The sequence below is a fragment of the Streptomyces sp. NPDC059679 genome, from assembly GCF_042734105.1.
Taxonomy (GTDB): domain Bacteria; phylum Actinomycetota; class Actinomycetes; order Streptomycetales; family Streptomycetaceae; genus Streptomyces.
The window spans coordinates 1-20,080 of sequence record NZ_JBHWES010000122.1 but is presented as its reverse complement, the minus strand read 5'-3'; the positions used below and the strand labels follow the sequence as shown (position 1 = coordinate 20,080).

Annotated in this window: 17 protein-coding genes; 8 read left to right on the top strand and 9 right to left on the bottom strand. The window is 72.0% G+C overall.

Translation table 11 applies throughout. The features are described from left to right. Together ACFV2X_RS53565 and ACFV2X_RS53560 are read right to left on the bottom strand one after the other, a co-directional pair. A partial coding sequence (locus ACFV2X_RS53565; RefSeq protein ID WP_385631139.1) for a zf-HC2 domain-containing protein occupies positions 1–513 on the bottom strand: 513 nt, incomplete at its 3' end. Beyond that, positions 510–1,127 carry an RNA polymerase sigma factor gene (locus tag ACFV2X_RS53560; protein WP_385631138.1) on the bottom strand — a complete coding sequence of 206 codons (618 nt, stop codon included), beginning with the start codon at positions 1,125–1,127 and terminating at the stop codon, positions 510–512. The genes ACFV2X_RS53560 and ACFV2X_RS53565, both read right to left, overlap by 4 nt. A 154-nt stretch (positions 1,128–1,281) precedes the next feature. Here ACFV2X_RS53560 and lon point away from each other — a divergent pair, with 154 nt between their 5' ends. Beyond that, a complete protein-coding gene (gene lon / locus ACFV2X_RS53555; protein ID WP_385631135.1) occupies positions 1,282–3,702 on the top strand; it encodes an endopeptidase La in 2,421 nt (806 codons plus the stop codon). 189 nt (positions 3,703–3,891) lie between these two features. Here lon and ACFV2X_RS53550 read toward each other — a convergent pair whose 3' ends face one another. Beyond that, positions 3,892–4,740, bottom strand: coding sequence for a lysozyme (locus tag ACFV2X_RS53550; protein ID WP_385631133.1), 849 nt, complete (start codon positions 4,738–4,740; stop codon positions 3,892–3,894). Positions 4,741–5,002: 262 nt separating this feature from the next. Here ACFV2X_RS53550 and ACFV2X_RS53545 point away from each other — a divergent pair, with 262 nt between their 5' ends. Continuing rightward, complete coding sequence (locus ACFV2X_RS53545; RefSeq protein WP_385631132.1) at positions 5,003–5,485, top strand: MarR family winged helix-turn-helix transcriptional regulator; 483 nt, start codon at positions 5,003–5,005, stop codon at positions 5,483–5,485. A gap of 86 nt (positions 5,486–5,571) precedes the next feature. On the opposite strand, the gene ACFV2X_RS53540 is transcribed toward ACFV2X_RS53545, so the two are convergent. Beyond that, complete coding sequence (locus ACFV2X_RS53540) at positions 5,572–6,345, bottom strand: protein phosphatase 2C domain-containing protein (RefSeq protein WP_385631129.1); 774 nt, start codon at positions 6,343–6,345, stop codon at positions 5,572–5,574. A gap of 347 nt (positions 6,346–6,692) precedes the next feature. Here ACFV2X_RS53540 and ACFV2X_RS53535 point away from each other — a divergent pair, with 347 nt between their 5' ends. The 5 genes from ACFV2X_RS53535 to ACFV2X_RS53515 are packed head-to-tail and all read left to right on the top strand — an operon-like array spanning position 6,693 to position 12,835. Further along, positions 6,693–9,983: a nitrate- and nitrite sensing domain-containing protein gene (locus ACFV2X_RS53535; RefSeq protein ID WP_385631127.1), complete on the top strand. Its 3,291-nt coding sequence runs from the start codon at positions 6,693–6,695 to the stop codon at positions 9,981–9,983. Continuing rightward, positions 9,980–10,465 (top strand): roadblock/LC7 domain-containing protein, encoded by a 486-nt coding sequence (locus ACFV2X_RS53530; RefSeq protein WP_089514264.1) that lies wholly within the window; start codon positions 9,980–9,982, stop codon positions 10,463–10,465. Before ACFV2X_RS53535 ends, ACFV2X_RS53530 begins: the two co-directional genes overlap by 4 nt. Continuing rightward, positions 10,462–10,839, top strand: coding sequence for a DUF742 domain-containing protein (locus tag ACFV2X_RS53525; protein WP_014176462.1), 378 nt, complete (start codon positions 10,462–10,464; stop codon positions 10,837–10,839). The genes ACFV2X_RS53530 and ACFV2X_RS53525 overlap by 4 nt, the downstream gene beginning before the upstream one ends. Before the next feature lie 7 nt (positions 10,840–10,846). Beyond that, a complete protein-coding gene (locus ACFV2X_RS53520; RefSeq protein WP_385631126.1) occupies positions 10,847–11,473 on the top strand; it encodes an ATP/GTP-binding protein in 627 nt (208 codons plus the stop codon). Between the two features lie 12 nt (positions 11,474–11,485). Further along, positions 11,486–12,835, top strand: a complete 1,350-nt coding sequence (locus ACFV2X_RS53515; protein ID WP_385631123.1) for a styrene monooxygenase/indole monooxygenase family protein — start codon at positions 11,486–11,488, stop codon at positions 12,833–12,835. A gap of 1 nt (position 12,836) precedes the next feature. Here ACFV2X_RS53515 and ACFV2X_RS53510 read toward each other — a convergent pair whose 3' ends face one another. From ACFV2X_RS53510 to ACFV2X_RS53495, 4 genes are all read right to left on the bottom strand, one after another. Next, the gene (locus tag ACFV2X_RS53510; protein ID WP_385631122.1) at positions 12,837–14,225 is read right to left on the bottom strand and encodes an NlpC/P60 family protein; all 1,389 of its coding nucleotides are present in this window, start codon (positions 14,223–14,225) and stop codon (positions 12,837–12,839) included. Between the two features lie 208 nt (positions 14,226–14,433). Next, positions 14,434–14,700 carry a hypothetical protein gene (locus tag ACFV2X_RS53505; protein WP_089514259.1) on the bottom strand — a complete coding sequence of 89 codons (267 nt, stop codon included), beginning with the start codon at positions 14,698–14,700 and terminating at the stop codon, positions 14,434–14,436. 58 nt (positions 14,701–14,758) lie between these two features. Continuing rightward, the gene (locus ACFV2X_RS53500) at positions 14,759–15,619 is read right to left on the bottom strand and encodes a TetR/AcrR family transcriptional regulator (protein ID WP_385631119.1); all 861 of its coding nucleotides are present in this window, start codon (positions 15,617–15,619) and stop codon (positions 14,759–14,761) included. A 30-nt stretch (positions 15,620–15,649) separates the two neighbouring features. Next, the gene (locus ACFV2X_RS53495) at positions 15,650–16,579 is read right to left on the bottom strand and encodes a diiron oxygenase (protein ID WP_385631117.1); all 930 of its coding nucleotides are present in this window, start codon (positions 16,577–16,579) and stop codon (positions 15,650–15,652) included. A 241-nt stretch (positions 16,580–16,820) separates the two neighbouring features. Here ACFV2X_RS53495 and ACFV2X_RS53490 point away from each other — a divergent pair, with 241 nt between their 5' ends. Further along, positions 16,821–17,930, top strand: a complete 1,110-nt coding sequence (locus tag ACFV2X_RS53490; protein WP_385631115.1) for a ferritin-like domain-containing protein — start codon at positions 16,821–16,823, stop codon at positions 17,928–17,930. Positions 17,931–18,106: 176 nt separating this feature from the next. Here the strand turns inward: ACFV2X_RS53490 and ACFV2X_RS53485 are convergent, their stop codons facing one another. Further along, on the bottom strand, positions 18,107–19,657 hold the full coding sequence (locus ACFV2X_RS53485; RefSeq protein ID WP_385631113.1) for an IPT/TIG domain-containing protein: 1,551 nt from the start codon (positions 19,655–19,657) through the stop codon (positions 18,107–18,109). Positions 19,658–20,080: the final 423 nt, after the last annotated feature.

Here is a 20,080-nt window from a genome sequence, read left to right as displayed (position 1 = left end):
GGCGCCCACCGCGTCCGCTGCCGTCGGCGGCGCGCACGGGGCGGTGTCCCGGGCCGCGACGAGGTCCGGGGTCCCGGCCCCGGCGGTCCTGCCCGCCCCCGCGGCCGTGCCGCCGACGGCGGTGGGCCGGGGGGAGGCGGGCGTCGAAGGGGACGCCCCCGCGCCCGCCACATCCCGCGCCGCGCCCGCCACATCCCGCGCCGCGCCCGCCGCCGCGGGGGACGCCCCCGCGCCCGCCGCATCCGCCGCGTCCGCCGCGGCCCTCGCCCTCACCCCCGCCTCCGCGAAGGCCAGCACCGCCGCCCGGATGTCCGCCAGCGCGGGGGCCGCCGTGCCCGCGCGGACCGCGGTCGAGACGCGTTCCGCGCAGGCGGCGCAGGACTCGATGTGCTTCTCGACCGACCATGCGTCGGTCTCCGGAAGTGAGCCGTCGGCGTACGACGCCGCGTGGGCGGGCGTCACATGCCAGGCGGGGGCGGGGCCGCCGCGCTTGATCAGTCGTCGGAGTGTCATGCGGTGCCTCCGAGAGCGTCCAGGAGGTGCGGGGGTGTGGAGCGCCGCTCGGTGAGGGCGGCGCGGAGTTCTCTGCGGGCGCGTTGGGCGCGGGTTTTGACGGTGCCCTCGGGGATGCCGAGGAGTTGCGCGGCCTCGCGGGTGGTGAGGCCGTCGACGACCGTCGCCCGCAGGACGGCGCGCAGTTCGGGGGAGAGGCGGTCGAGGGCGGCGCCGACGTCGCCGTACTCCAGCGCGTCGAGCGCCCGCTCCTCCGCGGAGGGGGCCGTGGCGCGGGCCGGGTCCGGCTGGTGGCGGGCGTGGGCGGCCTGGGCCCGGGCGGCGCGGGCGGCGGCGCGCTGGGCGTCGACGAGGCGGCGGGCCGCGATGGTCCACAGCCAGCCGCCCGCCTCGCCGCCGCGGTGCGCGTCGGCCGTGCGCCAGGCCGTGACGAAGGTGTCCTGAAGGACCTCGCGTACGGTCTCGGGGTCCGGGCAGCGGCGCGTGAGGCGCGCGTGCAGCCAGCCGGCGTGCCGGTCGTAGAGCGCGGCGAGCGCCTGCGCGTCTCCCCGCGCGACGGCTCGCAGCAACTCCCCGTCGCTTCGGTCTGCCCCCACAGGGCGGAACAGTTTCACGCCCCTCTATCGCTTACCGAAGGGACGGCGGTTCACCTTCCGCCGTCAGCGCCCCGCGATGGTGATCGCTCAGAGCGAACACGAGGCCGGGAACATCGGCGGGCCTTCGCGCATTGAGTCTGCATAGCTCAACTTGCCTGCCGAAGGGGAGATCATGGCTTCGACGTCCACACCGCTCACCCTGCCCGTGCTGCCTCTCGATGACGAGGTCGTGCTGCCCGGCATGGTGGTGCCGCTGGACCTGTCCGACACCGAGGTACGAGCCGCGGTGGAGGCCGCCCAAGCCGCCGCGCGATCAAGCGGCAGCGGCGGCGGCAAGCCGCGCGTCCTGCTCGTGCCGCGCGTCGACGGAACGTACGCGGGCATGGGCACGCTCGGCACCGTCGAGCAGGTGGGCCGGCTCTCCGACGGCGACCCGGGCGCGCTCATCCGCGGTGTGCGCCGGGTGCGCATAGGCGCGGGGACTACCGGTCCCGGCGCCGCTCTGTGGGTGGAGGGCACCCAGGTCGAGGAGATCGTTCCGGACCCGCTGCCCGGTGCCGTCACCGAACTGGTCAAGGAGTACAAGGCGCTGGCCACCAGCTGGCTGCGCAAGCGCGGCGCCTGGCAGGTCGTGGACCGGGTGGAGCAGATCGACGACGTCGGCCAGCTGGCCGACAACTCCGGCTACTCGCCGTTCCTGTCCATCCAGCAGCGTGTGGAGCTGCTGGAGACGGCCGACCCGGTGGCGCGTCTGAAGCTGGCTGTCGGCTGGCTGAGCGAACACCTCGCGGAGCAGGACGTCGCCGAGTCGATCGCCAAGGACGTCCAGGAGGGCGTCGACAAGCAGCAGCGCGAGTTCCTGCTGCGGCGGCAGCTGGAGGCGGTCCGTAAGGAGCTGGCCGAGCTCAACGGCGACCCGGAGGACGAGTCCGACGACTACCGGGCCCGGGTGGAGGCCGCCGACCTTCCCGAGAAGGTGCGCGAGGCGGCCCTCAAGGAGGTCGACAAGCTGGAGCGGGCCTCCGACCAGAGCCCCGAGGGCAGCTGGATCCGCACCTGGCTCGACACCGTCCTGGAGCTGCCCTGGAACGAGCGCACCGAGGACGCGTACGACATCGCCGGCGCCAAGGCCGTGCTCGACGCCGACCACGCGGGCCTGGAGGACGTCAAGGAGCGGATCACCGAGTACCTGGCGGTGCGCAAGCGCCGCGCCGACCGGGGGCTTGGCGTGGTCGGCGGCCGGCGGGGCGGCGCGGTGCTGGCCCTGGTGGGCCCGCCCGGCGTCGGCAAGACCTCGCTCGGCGAGTCGGTCGCCCGCGCGATGGGGCGCAAGTTCGTGCGCGTCGCGCTCGGCGGCGTCCGCGACGAGGCGGAGATCCGCGGCCACCGGCGTACGTACGTCGGGGCGCTGCCCGGCCGGATCGTACGGGCCGTCAAGGAGGCGGGTTCGATGAACCCGGTCGTCCTCCTCGACGAGATCGACAAGGTCGGCTCCGACTACCGCGGCGACCCCGCCGCGGCCCTGCTCGAGGTCCTGGACCCGGCGCAGAACCACACCTTCCGCGACCACTACCTGGAGGTCGAACTCGACCTGAGCGACGTGGTCTTCCTCGCCACGGCCAACGTCCTGGAGGCCATCCCCGAGGCCCTGCTCGACCGCATGGAGCTGGTCCGCCTGGACGGCTACACCGAGGACGAGAAGGTCACCATCGCCCGCGACCACCTGCTGCCCCGGCAGCTGGAGCGGGCCGGCCTGGAGCCGGGCGAGGTGGTGCTGGAGGACGACGCGCTGCGCAAGCTGGCCGCCGAGTACACCCGCGAGGCGGGCGTACGGACCCTGGAGCGGTCCATCGCGCGGCTGCTGCGCAAGGTGGCGGCCCAGCACGAGCTGGGCGAGCGGAAGCTGCCCGTCACGATCGGCACCGACGAGCTGCGGCCGCTGATCGGCCGCCCGCACCACACCCCCGAGTCCGCCCAGGACCCGGCCGAGCGGCGCACCGCCGTGCCGGGCGTGTCGACCGGGCTCGCGGTCACCGGCGCGGGCGGGGACGTGCTGTTCGTCGAGGCGTCGCTGGCCGACCCGGAGACGGGCGGCGCGGGGCTGACCCTCACCGGTCAGCTGGGCGACGTGATGAAGGAGTCCGCCCAGATCGCGCTCTCGTTCCTGCGCTCGCACGGCGCGGAGCTGGAGCTTCCGGTCGGTGACCTGAAGGAGCGCGGTATCCACCTGCACGTCCCGGCGGGCGCGGTGCCCAAGGACGGCCCGAGCGCGGGCATCACGATGACCACGGCCCTGGCCTCGCTGCTCTCCGGCCGCCAGGTGCGCCCGGACGTCGCGATGACGGGTGAGGTCTCGCTGACCGGGCGGGTGCTGCCCATCGGCGGCGTCAAGCAGAAGCTGCTGGCGGCGCACCGGGCCGGGGTGACCACCGTGATCATCCCCAAGCGCAACGAGCCCGACCTCGACGACGTCCCCGCCGAGATCCTGGACAAGCTCGACGTCCACCCGGTCTCGGACGTCCGCCGCGTCCTGGAACTGGCCCTCACCCCGGCGGCCGCCCCGGTCACCCCGGAGGTTCCGGTGGCGGCGTGACGGACGCCACCGGTGCGGTGGCCCGGGACTCCCGTTCGCACGGGAGTTCCGGGCCGTCCGTGTCCCGTGGGCCCCAAACGCCCGTGGGCCAAAACGGCCGACGCCCCCGGCGCACGGACAGCAGGGTCCGTACACCGGAGGGCGAAGAGCCGAAGAGCCGAAGGGCTCAAGGGCTGACGCGGGGGGACGTCAGCCGTTGGCGAGGGCCTGGACTCGGTCGATCGCGCCGTTGAACTTGTTGTGGTCGCCGACCGTCGCGCCCGACGAGGTGTACTGCCAGATGGTGTGGAAGCCCCAGCCGGCCGGGAGTTCACCGACGGAGGAGCCGTAGCGCGGGATCCACAGCGGGTTGACGCTGCCGAAGGCGCTGGAGTTGCCGGTGCAGCTCTTCCACCAGCTCGTCGAGGTGTAGATCACCGGGTCGCGGCCGGTGAGCGACTTGTAGGTGTTGCTGAAGTCCTTGATCCAGCTGACCATCGCGCTCGCGCTCTTGCCGTAGCAGGTCGCGCCGTAGGGGTTGTACTCCATGTCGAGCGCGCCGGGGAGCGTCTTGCCGTCCTTCGACCAGCCACCGCCGTGGTTGACGAAGTACGTGGCCTGCGCCGCGCCGCTGGAGTTGTCCGGCAGGGCGAAGTGGTACGAGCCGCGGATCATGCCGACGTTGAACGAACCGTTGTACTGCTGAGCGAAGTACGGGTTCGTGTACGTGGTGCCTTCCGTCGCCTTGACGTAGGCGAAGCGGACTCCGCTGCTCCAGAGCGTCGCCCACGCGACGTTGCCCTGGTGGCTGCTGACGTCCACGCCTTCGACGGTGGCGAGCAGCCCCTTCGGCTCCTCACCGGTCGTGGATCCGCCTTCGTGCTTGAGTATCTGTGAGCCGGCCCAGTCGTCCTCGGGGTGGGGGATGGCCTTTCCGCTCTTGCCCTGGGCGGCCGAAGCCGTACCGGAGAGCGTGAAGCTCATCGCGAGGAGACCGGCGAGAATGCCGATGAGCGCGGTCAGGGTGCGCCGGGTCGTACCAGGTCTGTGCTTGGGCATGGCGTGCCTCCGAAGGCCTCGTGTGGGGAGAGGTGCACGTGTCATTGGTATGGCCATGTCAGGTAGGACAGGACGCTACGGGCGTAGATACGCGGCGCGGAAGGGGGCTGGGTTGCTGCCGTTGGTCTAATCCTGCGAAATACTGACGGAGCTGCGGCGACGGCCGCGTCTGAAAGAAAATTTCACGCCGTGAAAATCCGGAGAGGGCTCTGACGTGCACAACAACGGGGCAATGCCCCCCGAGGGGGGTGAGGGACGCACCATGGGCGGAATTGGTGTAGACCATGCATTCCTGGCTCTGGAACGCGAATTGGCGGTTTTCCTTCGCCGCGCCCGCGCCTCTTCGGGCGAATTGGCACGGGAAGTCCACCCCGAACTGGAATCCGCCGCGTATGGACTGCTGATGCGGCTGGAAGACGCCGGACAGCAGCGGGCCACGGATCTCGCGGCCTACTTCGGCGTCGGCAAGGCGACGATGAGCCGCCAGCTGCGGGCACTGGAGGACCTCGGGCTGGTGGCCCGGACCCCCGACCCCGCCGACGGCCGGGCCTTCCTGGTTCAGTTGACGGATGAGGGGCGTGCTCGGTTCCGTCGGGTGCGAGTGGCCCGGCGGGCGCGGTATGCGCGCCGCCTCGCGGCGTGGGAGCGCAGCGAGGTGGCCGAACTCGCCCGGCTGCTGCACCGGCTGAACTCCGTGCAGGTCACCGAGGAGCCCGGGCAGGACACAGCTTCGCCGCAGGAGTAGGCCTCTCATGTACGTCAGGATCGGCAAGGTCCGCCGACCCGGCGACGCGGGTGTGGCGTTCGGGGGACGAAGTCCGCTGGAACCCCTCAGAACTCCGCGAAGACGACCGCCGCGTCGTCATGCGTCTTGCCCCGCCGGAACGCGATGCGCTCCGGGTCGGCGTCCTCCGCCGCCCGCACCCGGTCGATCAGCGACTGCGGGCCCTCCTTCCGCAGCAGCGCGAAGCACTCGGCCCAGTCGCCCTCGTGGAACACCTCCACCCACCGCGCCGCCCCGTCGGTGAGCGCCGCCACCGCCCGTATCCCCGCGCGGGGGGAGGTGCCGGTCACGGCCCGCCGCGCGACCGCCGGGTCGGCGGCGGCGGTGAAGAAGCCGCCCTCGACGTTGCGCAGCGGGGCCAGGGGCCGGCGTCCCGCGGCGATCAACTGGTCGATACGGTCGTCGAGTACGGGCGTGACCGCACCGTCCGTACGCTCGATCAGCAACGCGGAGTCGGAGAGCACCAGATGCTCGACCCGCTCCGCGTCCCACCGCACCGCGACTACTGTCGCCTGAGGCGTTCTAACGTGAGAAAGGTCACATTCTGAGCCATGTGCCTCGGCCGTACGTTCGATCGCGCGGGAGAGGCAATCCGCCAGCGGCATATCCCGGTGGGATCCGGACAGTTCGAGCAGTGCCCCGCCCAGTCGGGCGGTGAACCAGGGCACGCCGTGGACGCAGCCGTAGTCCTCCTCGGGCGGTGTCACCCCGTCCAGTACCACCAGCACCCCGCCCTGGCCTGACGCGGGCAACGCTACGGACGCGTAGTCCTCGTTGGGGACGCGGGGATCACCGGGGGCGGTGGCGAGTTCGATGCGCATCCGGTCAGTCTGCCGGATCGGGGTCCGTCACCCCCTAGTCGCCCCGCTTGTCCAGGCTTGGCCGGAATTGACGGTTGCGGGAATGTGTGAGGGAGCATCTTCCCAGGAGGTCTGGTGATTTCCAACCCGTGAAAGGTTGAAGGAGGGTATGGCCCGCGACCGAAGTTTGGTGGTCAACTACGCAATGCGGTTCACTCGTTCGGGCGGTGGGGTGGGTGATGTATGCCCGTCCCGAAGTCGTCCTGAAAGGGTCGGAACCCCTACCAGAGGTGGGGAAACACACAATTGTTGAACCGTCGTCACCTCTGAACCACAGTGGGTCGGGCGAGAAGAGATTGTGAGCACCGGTGCGGAAGAAGCGGCTTCGGGGCAGCAACCATGAGCAGGGCGGCGAGCCACCCCAGCAGGAGGCGTCGCCGCAGCGCAGCACCGCACGGGTCCGTAATCGGCTGGCCGTGTCCGTCGCCGTCGTCTCGCTGGCCGTTCTCGGGGCCGGGGCCCCGGCCGTCCTCAGCGCACTGGACGACACCACCGACGCCCAGGAGCTCGTCGACCTCGCCGAGACCAACCGCGGTGCGGTGACCCTCGCCCACGCCCTCGCCGATGAGCGCGACGCCATGATCGAGTACGTCGCGGCCGGCCGTAACTCCGCCTCCGGCGCCGGTGTCTCCGAGAGCCAGCGGGCCCGGGTGGACCGGCAGGTCAAGGAGGTCGGTCCGGGCACCCCGGCCGAGGTGCGGCGGCTGCTGGACGCGCTGCCCAAGGTCCGGCAGCAGGCGCTGACCGGCAGCGGCTCGGCGCTGGATGTGTACGAGAGCTACACCGAGACCATCCAGGCCCTCGGCGGCCTCGCCGACACCCTGGCCCGCAAGCTCCGGGACGGCGCCGACGACGGCTCCGCGGCCGCGCTGGCCCCCCTCGGCCGCGCCACGGAAGAGGCATCCGCCACCCGCGGGCTGCTGCTCGGCGCGCTCGCCGCGGGCGGCAGCCAGCCCAAGCTCACCTCGGCGGCCCAGCGCACCAACGTCCGCGAGCAGTCCGCGCTCTCCGACTTCAACCAGCTCGCCCCGGCCTCCGTCCGCGACCGCTACGCCCGCACCGTCAACGGCACCGAGGTCACCGCCGCCGAGCGCTATATCGCCCGCCTCACCGACCAGCCCCAGCTCTCCGACACCGATCTGTTCCTGGGCGACGAGCGCGTCGAGTCCAGCCTGTCCGCCCGTATCGACCGGATGCGCGGCGTCGAGTCCTCGCTGGCCACCGCCGAGATCGAGCATCTGGAGAAGCTGCGCGACGACGAGGTCACCGACCTCGAGGTGGGCATCGGCATCCTCGGCGCCTGTCTGCTGCTGGCCATCGGCATGAGCATCCAGGCCGCCCGCTCGCTGACCCGGCCGCTGGCCGCGCTGCGGCTCGGTGCGCGGCGGGTGGCCGGCGACCCGGTGGCCGAGGAGCCGATCGCCTTCAAGGGCCGCAACGACGAGTTCGCGGACGCCGTACGGGCCGTCAACCAGATGCACCAGGCCGCGGTGCGCGAGCACGAGCGCGCCGTGAAGCTGGAGGCCGACCGGGCCCGCCTGGTCGACGAGCGGCGGCGGCTCGCCGACGAGCGGTCCGAGCTGCGCCGCGAGCGGGACGAGGTCTCCACCCGCCTCGACGGTCTGCGCGCCCGCGTCCACGGCAGCTTCGTCAGCCTGGCGCTGCGCACCCTCGGCCTGATCGAGCGCCAGCTGACCATCATCGAGGAGATGGAGGAGCGCGAGCAGGACCCGGACCGCCTCCAGACCCTCTTCCAGCTCGACCACCTGGCCACCGGGATGCGCCGCTACGGCGAGAACCTGCTGGTCATCGCGGGCTCCGAGAACAAGGCCGCGCATCCGGGGCCGGTGCCGCTGCTGGATGTGCTGCGCGCCTCGATCAGCGAGGTCGAGCGGTACGACCGGGTGCAGATCCAGGCCCTGCCGCAGCAGGCCCAGGTCGCCGGGTACGCGGCGGACAGCATCAGCCACCTGATCGCCGAGCTGCTGGAGAACGCGACGACGTTCTCGCCGCCGGACACCCTGGTGCAGATCTCCGGCTGGCTGCTGGAGAGCGGCGAGGTCATGCTCTCCGTCCAGGACGAGGGCATCGGCATGACGCCCGAGCGCTTCGTCGAGCTCAACAACCGGCTGGCCGACCCGGTGCCGGAGTACTGCCAGGGCCCGCAGCCCGAGGACCCGCTGGGGCTCGGTCTGTACGTGGTGACCCGGCTGGCCGCGCGGCACGGCGTACGGGTGCAGCTGCGCGAGCAGAAGCCGGGCGGGGTCGCGGCCGTGGTGGTCCTCCCGACGAAGATCCTGCCCGCCGGTCCGCCCGGCACCGGGCTGCCGCCCGCCGCGCCCGCGGGGTCCTCGTACGGCGGCACCTCGCTGCCGTCCTTCCCGGGCTCGGTGGCCGAGGCCAACTCCAACACCCTTCAGGGACAGTCCCGTCCGGCCCTCGCCGGGGCGTCCGCCTCCGGGACCTCCGCCGCCGATCTGGAGTCGCCCCGGACGCTCTCGCACCGCCGCGGCGGGCGCCTGGGGCTGCCGCGCCCGGGCGCGGGGGACGGCTCCGGCGGCCCGGCCCGTACGGCGGCGAACCCCCAGGGGGCCCCGGCGGGATCGCCGGCCGGACCGGCGGCCACCCCGGCGCTCGGACCGTCGGTGGGGGCGTTGCCCGGCTCGTCGGCCGACGACCCGGCCCAGGAGCCGCGCGCCCGGACCGCGGACTCCGCTGCGACGGCCGTCCCCGGCCTGGAGACGGGCCGTGGCGTGGAAGCGGGCCGTGGCCTGGAGACGGGCCGCGGTGTGGAGACGGGCCGTGGCGTCGAGACGGGCCCTGGCCTGGAGATGGCCCCCGACCCGACCCCGCCGCGCGGCCACCCGGCCCCGGGCCCGTCGGACGGCGGCACGCTGCCGATGCTTCCGCGGCGCGCCCCGAAGCAGACCCCGGACCCGCTGGTGGAGGCCGCCGAGCGGACCATCCAGCTCTCCGGGCACCGGGGCGAGCAGGTCCCCGACCCGCGCCGGCCGGTCCAGCGGAGCGGCGGCGACACGATCGGCGGCCATGGCATCCGCCCCGTCGGCGCCGACGCCTGGGGGCCCGCCGAGGGCTCGGCACCGGCCGAGCCCATGGGCTCCACGCGATCGGTCACCGGCGCGTATCTGGTCGAGCCCGCCGAGCACACCCGTCCCGGCGCCGCGCCCGGCGTGTCCGGTCAGCCCGAGCTGCCCAAGCGCGGTACGGCGGCACCGGACGCGGAGGACGGGCAGCCGACCCCGGACGGGTCGGGGACCGCGCTGTCCGGGGTGCCCGGCCAGCGGACCCCGGAAAAAGCAGAGGCGGCGGAGGCGCGCGGAAGGCGCCTCACCGACAAGGGACTTCCCAAGCGCACCCCGAGGAACGTGGTCCTGCCGGACACCGATCCCCAGGAGCGCACGGGCGCGGTGAACGCCGAGGAACTGCGGCGCAGGCTCGGCGGTTTCCAGAAGGGCGCGCGCCAGGGACGCCGCGATGCCGAGGCCGAAATCGCGAGTCGCGGCGCGGCGGGGGAGCGGCAGCGGGGACAATCGGGGGCGCAGGACGAGGGTGGCACGGTTGAGGAGGCACGCAGGTGAATGCGCCCAGTAGCACGTATGGGTTGAGTTCCGAGGCCCGTAATCTGCATTGGCTGCTGTCGAACCTGGTCGAGGAGGTCCCCGGCGTCCGCTCGGTCGCCGTCGTCTCCTCCGACGGGCTGATGCTGCTGTCCTCGGACGCGCGGCACGCCGCGGCGGCCGCCGACCCGACGGCTCAGGACGGCCCCAAGGGGTCGAGCGCCGACCTGGCCACCATCGTCTCCGGCCTCGGCAGCCTCACGCTGGGCGCGGCCAAACTGATGGACGGCGGGGTCGTCAAGCAGACGATGGTCGCGATGGACCAGGGCAGTCTGTTCGTCATGTCCATCAGCGACGGCTCGCTGCTGGGCGTGCACGCCACACCGGACTGCGATATGACCGTGGTCGCGTACCACATGGCGCTGTTCGTCGGCCGGGCCGGGCATGTGCTCACCCCCGAACTCCGTACCGAACTGCGCCGGTCCCTGGAGTCCGCCCAGTGACGTCGGCGTCCTACAAGGCCGGCCGCGTACGCCCGTACTCGCTCACCGGCGGCCGGACCCGGTCCGGTCATGTGCTGCTGGTCGAGACCTTCGTGGCCACGCTGGAGACCCCGGACGGGGCGGTCGAGCCCGCGCTCAGCGGGCCGGCCTCCCGGATGGTGCCGGAGATCCGGGCCATCATCGACCTCTGCCGTCGGATGCGTTCGGTCGCGGAGGTCTCCGCGCTGCTCAAGATTCCGCTCGGTGTGGTGCGCGTGTTGCTCAGCGACCTCGCGGACCAGGGAAAGATCCGCGTGTACGGCACGGGGCGGGGCCCCGGACAGCCGGATCGCGCGTTGCTCGAAAGGGTGCTCAGTGGACTTCGCAGACTCTGAGACGACGATGACGGCGGCACCGATAGGGGTGCCGAAGATACCGGGGGCCGACGAGGCACTCCAGGGGTGGCAGGACGACCGTTCGCGGGCGCCCATCGCCACCAAGATCGTCATCGCGGGGGGTTTCGGCGTCGGCAAGACGACATTCGTGAGTTCGGTCTCGGAGATCACACCGCTGCAGACCGAGGCGCTGATGACGCGGGCCAGCGAGAACGTGGACGATCTCGCCGCGACCCCGCAGAAGCTGACCACGACGGTCGCGATGGACTTCGGCCGGCTCACGCTCGACTCCGACCTGGTGCTGTATCTGTTCGGGACACCGGGCCAGCAGCGGTTCTGGTTCATGTGGGACGACCTGATGCGCGGCGCGATCGGCGCCGTGGTGATGGTCGACACCCGCCGCCTGGAGGACAGCTTCCCGGCGCTGGACTACTTCGAGAGCTGCGGGCTGCCGTACGTCATCGCGGTCAACCACTTCCAGGGGACCCCGGTGTACGAGCCGGAGGACGTGCGGGACGCGCTGTCCGTGCCGGCGAAGGTCCCCGTGGTGATCATGGATGCCCGCAATCGCATCTCGGTGGTCGACGCACTGCTGGCGCTGGTGAGGTTCGCCGTGGACATCTCGCCCGAGTGACCCGGCCCCGCCATGCGCAGGATGCTCATCGTCGGGGCCGGTCAGTCCGGGCTCCAACTCGCCCTGGGGCTCCAGGCCCAGGGGTACGAGGTCACCTTGTTGTCCAACCGCACGGCCGATGAGATCCGCGTCGGCCGCGTGATGTCCACCCAGTGCATGTTCCACACCGCGCTGCAGCACGAGCGCGATCTGGAGATCAACTTCTGGGAGGAGCAGGCCCCGTGCATCCAGGGCCTGGGCGTCTCGGTCGCCGGCCCCGTCACCCCGCTGGGACATCCACGCCTGGTCGACTGGGTGGGCGAGCTGGACGGCTATGCCCAGTCCGTCGACCAGCGGCTGAAGATGGCCGGCTGGATGGACGCCTTCGAGCGGCGCGGCGGCCGGCTGGTCATCCACGGCGCGGCCGTCTCCGACATCGACTTCCTCGCGGAGCGGTACGACCTGGTGCTGGTCGCGGCGGGCAAGGGCGAACTGGGCTCCCTCTTCGGCCGGGACGCCGCCCGCTCCCCGTACACCTCCCCGCAGCGCGCCCTCGCCGTCGCCTACGTCCACGGCCTCGCCCCCCGGCTGGAACACCCCGACCTCGAAGCGGTGCGCTGCAATCTGGTGCCCGACGTGGGCGAGCTGTACGTGATGCCCGCCCTGACCACCTCCGGGCGGGCCGACATCCTGTTCTGGGAGGCCATCCCCGGCGGCCCCGCCGATGTCTTCGACGGCGTCACCGACCCCTCCGAGCATCTGGCCCTGACCCTTGAGCTGATGGAGTGGTTCACGCCCTGGGAGTACGGGCGGGCCACCCGGGTCGAGCTGACGGACGCGGGCGGCACGCTGTCCGGGCGCTACACCCCGACCGTCCGTGACCCCATCGGCCGGCTGCCGGGCGGCGGGCTCGTCCTCGGGGTGGCCGATGTCGTGGTCACCAACGACCCGCTCACGGGCCAGGGCTCAAACTCCGCGGCCAAATGCGCCGCCTCGTACCTGGCGAGCATCGTCGAACACGGCGACGGGCCCTTCGACGCGGCCTGGATGCGGCGGACCTTCGCGCGGTTCTGGGCGACGGCGCGGCATGTGACCAAGTGGACGAACGCGATGCTGGCCCCGCCGCCCGACCACATCGTGCGCCTCCTGGGCGCGGCGGGCCAACTGCCCGCGGTCGCCCACCGCTTCGCCAACGGCTTCGACGACCCGGCCGACTTCGAGAACTTCTTCTACGAGCCGGACAAGACCGCGGCGTATCTGGAGGAGGCGGAGGAGGCGGAGGCAGCGGGTGCCGCCGAGGAGGCCGAGGGCGCCGAGGATGCGGGAGCTGATGCGGCCGACGCGGTTGATGCGGCCAGCGAGGCCGCTGAGCAGGTGGGTTGAGTCAGCCCTTGCTCTTGCCGCGCGCTGTCGGGCGTACGGCGCCGCGCAGCGGATTGGAGGCGAGCGGGGACAGCTTGACCCGACCGCCCGGGCGCGGTGCCTGCACCACCATGCCGTTGCCCGCGTAGATCGCCACATGGGTGGCGCCCTTGAAGTAGATCACCAGGTCGCCGGGGCGCAGCTCGTTGAGTTTCACCCGCGGCAGGCGGCGCCACTGCTCCTGGCTGGTGCGCGGAATGGGCCGTCCGGCGTGCGCCCACGCCTGGTAGGTCAGCCCCGAGCAGTCGAAGGAGCCCGGCCCCTCCGCGCCCCAGACATACGGCTTGCCGATCTGGTTCAGCGCATACTTCAGCGCCCGCTGCCCGGCCACCACGGAGGAGGAGGGGCGGCGGGGTGTGCGGCGGTGGCCGGGCGTCTTGCGAGGGGGCTCCTTGCCCTGCGGGGGCCGTTCTTCGCTCTCCTCCGGCTTGGGCTCCGGCTCCGGTTTCGGCTCGGGCTCCTGCTCCGGCATTGGCTCCGGCTTCGGCTCCGGGGCGGTGCCGGTGTCCCCGGGGTCCGCGGTGGCGTCCGGCGGGGCGTCGGAGGGGGCATCGGACGGGGTGTCCCTCGGGGCGTCTTCGGCCTTGGGGCCGGGGACTCTGCCGCGGTTGGTGCGGCTGCCGGTGTCGATGTCCCAAGGGTCGCCCGTGGTGTCGTCCACCGGCGGGTCGAGGACCCCGGAGGCGAGCAGTTCCCGCTGTGCCCTCTCGGTTTCCTCGTACTCCCGCTCCTGCAGCTCGCGCAGCTGGCGGAGGGTCAATGAGGCCAGGGTCCGCTCGATGGCGGTGAGTCGTTTTTCGACCTTGTCCTGCTGTTTCTTCCGTTTGGTCGCGAGGGACAGCTGTTTCTTCAGCGCGGCCCGGCCCTGCTTGGCGAGCCTTTCCGCATGTGCCTCCCCTCTGGTCAGCCGCTCGACGAGGATCGCCTGGCGGTCGGCGGCCCGGCCGAGCTCGCGCGTCTGCTCGGTGACCTGGTCCGGGCTCCGGGACAGCAGCGCCATCAGGAAGTGGTACGAGGAGAGCTGGGTGCGGCCCTGGTACTGCTCGCGGGCCAGCTGCCCCGCCTCGTCGTGGCTGATGGCGAGGTCGGCGCGGGTGCGGACGAGGGCGGCGGCCAGCGCCCGGGTCTTGGCGCGCTGCTTGCGCAGCTTCTCCTCGGTGGCGTTGTACGCCTCGCTCGCCTCCTCGGCCTTGCGGTACAGCGCCTTGAGCTGCGTCAGCAGCTCGGCGACCGACTGCTCGGCGGGCGCGGGCGCGGGTGCAGGGGCGGGCGCGGCGGCGGCCGGCGCCGACGGGACGGGCGCGGCCAGCGCGGTGGCCGCGGTCAGCGCCGCCGCGCAGACAGATCGCACGATGCGTCCTGACACGGGTTCACCTCCGGGCTCGACGAGTCGACCTCGGGGCGATCGTGACATGGCCAGTCGTATATTCAGGAGAATTATCCGCGAGTCGGGCCAATACGGTCACCCGTCCGGCGGTCGATCCGTGCGCCCGTTCCGTCGTATGCCTGTACGAGCGGTGGTGGCGTCGGGCGGTGCGGCCGTAGCCGATGGCGTACCGTCAGCCGGGCTTTGACCAGGGCCATTTCAGCCCGCCCTGCGCTTTGCCCTCCGGGTCGTACTCGTACCGCCACCCGCGCACCAGCCCCAGCCGCCGCGATGTGGCGGCCGGCACCCGGCGGTAGACGTACACCGTCGGCGGGCCGCCGCCCTCGTCCGGCACCGGCACCTCGTACGTCTTCGGCGGCTGCCCGGTCATCCCGACCAGCACCGGCAGCACCCGGCCGTCCAGCGGCCCGCCCACGAAGGGCGTCTCCTCGCTTCTCACCGGCCCAGTCTCACAGCACGTGGCAGGCGTCGCCTCGCAGCAGGCGGGAGGCGTCGTCTCACAGCAGGTGGGAGGCGTCGCCGAGCACCGGCATCACGCCCCGGGCCAGCGCCCCGGCCTGCCCCTCCGCCGTCTCCAGCGCCAGCGCCGCGCGCAGCACCCGCGCCGTCTGCGGGTCGCTCGCGCTCGTGGCGGCCATCAGCGCGACGAAGTGGTCGACGAGCCAGTCGCGCAGCTGCGCCATCGGCGGCTGCTTGCCCTCGTCCAGCCACATCAGCGAGGCGGCCTCGACCGCGGTGATCCAGGTGCGCACCATCATCCGCAGCCGCGGGCTCGGTTCCGCCACCTCCAGGTGGAGCAGGATCTGATCGGCCGCGGCGCGCCGCACCTCGTCGACGATCGCGTTGGTCCGCGAGGTGTCGGCGACGCTGCCGCCCTGCAGCAGCGCGCTGAACCCCGCGTCGCGCTCGTCCACGAAGGCGAGATAGCGGTCGAGCCCCCGGCCAAGCCGTACGGTGAGCGGGCCGCTCCGGGGCTCGGCGAAGCACAGTTCCAGCTCATCGGCGGCGCTGCGCAGCGCCGCCTCGTACAACTGCTGCTTACCGCCGGGGAAGTAGCGGTAGACCAGCGGCCGGGAGGCCCCGGCGGCGGTGGCCACGTCGTCCAGCGAGACGTCCTCGGGCGCGCGATGGGCGAACAGCCCGAGCGCGGCGGCGATCAGCTGGGCCCGCCGCTCCTCCACGCTGAGCCTGCGATACGCGCCCCGGCGCGCGGGGCGCGTGGCGCGGCGGGCCGCGGCCGCCGGCGTGTCGGAAGTCGGCGTGTCGGATGTCGGCGTGTCGGGTGCTGCGGGCGACGCCGCGGCACGGGTCGTTGTCGCCGCCGGCTGCGCCGGGGCGGTGCCGCTGCCTGAGGTCATGCCTGGCAGCGTAACCGCCCCTGCGTGCGATTACGCCAGCAGGCCCGAGCTGTGCCACAACCGGCGCCCCGCGCCCCGCAGCACGCCGATGTCGTCGAGGAAGTCGGTCAGCCGCTTCGCGCCCGTACGCATCACCTCGCGCCGATGGGCGCTCGCCCGCACCTGCTCGACCGCCGCGCGCCGGTCGAGCCCGACGTCCGTGTACACCTGCGGGTTGACGAAGGCGCGCGCGAACACCCGGGCGAACTCGCCCGAGCCGAGCCGGGTCACCTCCGCCTTCCACAGGGACGCCGACACCATCTGGCGGCGCAACTCCTCCCGCGCGTACCGCACATGGCGCGCCTCCTCCACCACATGGATCCGCGTCGCGCCGCGCACCAGCGGCTGGATCCGCTCGTCGGGGAAGGTCAGCCGCTGCATCCAGTCCAGGATCTCCTCGCCGAGCAGGGTCGCGGTGAAGGAGCCGGGGGTCGTGGAGGCCGTCTTGAAGAAGCGGCCGAGGTTGTGGTGCAGCGGGGCGGGCGGATAGGCGGGGGTGCCGCCCTTGGCGATCAGCCGGGCGAACATCTTCGAGTGACGGCACTCGTCGGCGATTTCGGTGAGCGCGTAGCGCACATGCGCGCTGGTCGAGGGCTTGTCGTAGATATGGCGGGTGAGCAGCTGGATCAGGATGACCTCGAGCCATATGCCGAGCGAGAGCAGCGCGGCGAACTCGTGCCGGGACAGCAGGATGCGCTGCTCCTCGGACATCCGCCGCCACATGGGCGTGTCGTACAGGGACAGCAGCTCCGGCGGCCAGAACCACATGCCCTCCTCGTACGGCGCGTCCCAGTCCAGCTCGGTGTCCGGATCGAAGGAGTGCCGGGCGGAGGACTTCAGCAGCCGTTCGGCCACAGCCTCGCGGTCCTTGAGCAGCCCGAGCGCATCGCGTGGCGCGGTGGGCCGGATCGTGGTCGTCATGCTTGGCACCTCGGTCATGGCGGGGCCGCCGGGAGGGTTACCGGCGGATACATCTTATGAGACGCTGTGTCAGCAAGCACGTCAATCCCCTGCGTACGGCCGCGTCAAGCCCGCCTGGAGAGCGGGCCGCCGATACGCTCGACCGATCCTCGAGCGGCATATGGCTCGGCCGTACTAGACGTGTGAGCCCGCGTTTTCCCATTCGTGTACGGGGGAGCGAGTAAGGCGAAGGAGGCGTCGAATGTCGACGCAGGAGCTCTACGCGATGGACCCCGGGGATCCGAAGTGGCAGGTGCCCGCCACCGGGGCGGCCCGCTTCAGCTGGGACTACGGCCATGGCCGCGAACGGCTGCTCGCCCTCTACCAGAAGGGCAAGGACAAGCAGTGGGACGCCGTGAAGCGGATCGACTGGGACCAGGAGGTGGACCCGTACGACCCGCTGGGCACCCCCGACGATGCCCTGCCCCTCCACGGCACCCGGCACTGGGGCAAGATGACCGAGCGGGACAAGGGCGAGCTGCGGCACCACTTCGCCGCCTGGCAGTTCAGCCAGTTCCTGCACGGTGAACAGGGCGCCATGGTGTGCGCGGCGCGGATCGTGGAGTCGGTCCCCGACCTGGACGCCAAGTTCTACTCCGCCACCCAGACCATGGACGAGGCGCGGCACGCCGAGATCTACAGCCGGTTTCTGCGCGACAAGCTCGGCACCCTCTACCCGATCAACGACAACCTGGCCGCGCTGCTCGGGGACACCCTCCGCGACTCCCGCTGGGACATGCCGTACCTGGGCATGCAGGTGCTCATCGAGGGCCTGGCGCTGGCCGCGTTCGGGCTCATCCGCGACACCACGGACAAGCCGCTGCCCCGCCAGATCCTCACCTACGTGATGCAGGACGAGGCCCGCCATGTCGCCTTCGGGCGGATGGCGCTGCGCGACTACTACCGGCAGCTCACGGACGCGGAGCTGCGCGAGCGCGAGGAATTCGTCATCGAGGGCTGCTACTTGATGCGCGACCGGCTGCGCGGGGTCGAGGTCCTGGAGAACCTCGGCATCTCCAGCGCCGAGGCCCACGAGTACACCGAACGCGCGCCGCAGCTCCAGATCTTCCGCAAGCTGCTGTTCAGCCGGATCGTGCCGTGTGTGAAGGACATCGGGCTGTGGGGCGCGCGGCTGCGGCGCGCGTATGTCGACCTGGGCGTGCTGGAGCTGGGCGACGGCGACCTCGACCAGCTGATGGCCCAGGACGAGGAGCTGGCCGACCGGCTCGACGCGCGGCGCTTCAGGGCGGAGGAGGCGGCGCGTACGGGGGAGGTGGCGGCGGCGATCGCCGAGGGCGCGGCGGACGACTGACGACTGATGGCGGGCGGGTGGCAGGAGGTCGTTGGCTGTGGGAAGGGGGGCGGGTGGTGGCGGCTCCGCTCAGTGGCGGTCGCGCAGGGGCCTCCGCGCCGGGGTCCACCGTGCCCACCGGGCGGACCCGTTGATGGTGATCGCCGGGCCCGCGGTGTGCGCGGTTCAGCTGGGTGTCAGATGGGGCTGTAGGCGAGGGGCGCGGTCGTGGCGGCTGCGGGATGGCCGGGGGAGCCGGCGAAGGTGGCGGTGTACTGGTTGGTGGTGATGAGCGTGGGGGACACGATGGTGTTGGTGAGGGTGGCGGTGCCGTTGGTGTCTGTGACAGCGGTGCCGAGGGTGATGGGCCCGGTGACCGGGTTGGCGGTGAAGGTGATGGTCTGGTTGGGGATGGGGGTGTTGGCGATCTGGTCGGTCAGGGTTGCGCTGAGGGTGGGGATGTAGAACTGCCCGGTGGACAGGTTCAGGCGGATGACGGCCGGGGTGGCGGTCAGCGTGGTGGCGGGGGAGACGTAGGTGAATCCGCCGGGCAGGCTCGCGCTGTCGATCTGGTTGGTGACGGTGACGGTGGCGGGGCCGGGTGCGCCGGGTGGGGTGGTGGCGATGAGCGCGGTGCCGTCGAGGTTGTAGAAGAGGTTGGTGGCCGGCTGGCCGCCTATGGTGACGGTGGCGCCGAACAGGTCGGTGCCGGTGATGGTGACCTGCGTACCGCCGGCGGCGCTGCCCTGTACCGGGCTGATACCGGTGAGCGTGGGCGGGAGGAGCACGCTGACGGTGTTCGAGTTCTGATTGGCGACGTAGGCGCGCCCGTTAGGGGCGACCGTGACGCCGGTAGGGCCGTTCCCCACCGGGATGGAGGAGCCGATCACCATGTTGGTGGCCGAGTCGATCACCGACACCGAGTTCGCGTTGCCGTTCGTCACGTAGACGTGCCCGTTCGGGGCGACCGCCACCCCGGCCGGGCCGGTCCCCACGGGAATGGTGGCGATGACCATGTTGGTGGTTGAGTTGATCACCGACACCGTGTTCGCGGTGAAGTTGGCCACGTAGACGCGGCCGTTCGGGGCGGCCGCGAGATCGGCCGGGCCGCTCCCCACGGGGATGGGGGAGCCGATGACCATGTTGGTGGCCGAGTCGATCACCGACACCGAGTTCGAGCTGAGGCTGGAGTTCGTCACGTAGACGCGTCCGTTCGGGGCGACCGTCGCCCCGCGCGGGACACCCCCCACGGGGATGGGGGAGCCGATGACCATGTTGGTGGCCGAGTCGATCACCGACACCGTATTCGAGTCCTGCTGGGTGACGAAGACGTGCCCGTTCTGGGCGGCTGCCACCCCGAACGGGCCGCCTGCGAGGGGGATGGGCGAGCCGACCAGCGAGTTCGTGGCGGTATCGATCACCGACACGGTGTTCGAGTTCGAGTTGGCGACGTAGGCGCGCCCGTTCGCGATCGCCACCCCGCGCGGCCATACCCCCACGGGGATGGGGGAGCCGATGACCATGTTGGTGGTCGAATCGATCACCGACACGGTGCTCGCGCCGAAGTTGGTCACGTAGACGCGTCCGTTCGGGGCGGCCGCCAGCCGGAACGGGGTGTTCCCCACGGGGATGGTGGTCTGGGCTGCCAGCGATGCCGTGGCTGCGGGCTGCGGCGGGCTCGTGACCGCTGCGAGGACGGTCGGCGTCGGCAGAGCGGGCAGAGAGAGCGGTTGTGGGATGGTGTTCATGGCGAAAGCCCCCTTCAAGGGTTCGGGCAGGGGCCGTGCGGCCTGCAGTCGGCAACGCTGGGTAGCGTCGGCCGAGGCCGGAACCTCCCCGGAGGGCCCATAGCGACCACAGCGCCGTACGCCACCGGCACACAGCGGGCCGCCCGACTCCGAGGAGGGATGGGCGGCCCGCCGAATCGGTTCACCCGGCTTATCCCCGCCCGCCACCTACACCAGACCCGCAATCACGCACCACTAGTGGCAACAGGAGTGTTATAGGGCGCAGACGCTCCACGGTCGCGCCCCTCCCCTCTCAGAGGTAAACCCACCTGAGCCGGCCGTTGGGCGGGCGTAGTCTGTGATGCCTGCCCGAAAACGGCGTTCCGAAGACTGAGTTGCGGTGAGTTTCGGACAGCGACACGCCGTGACGTGGGCGTGTCGCTG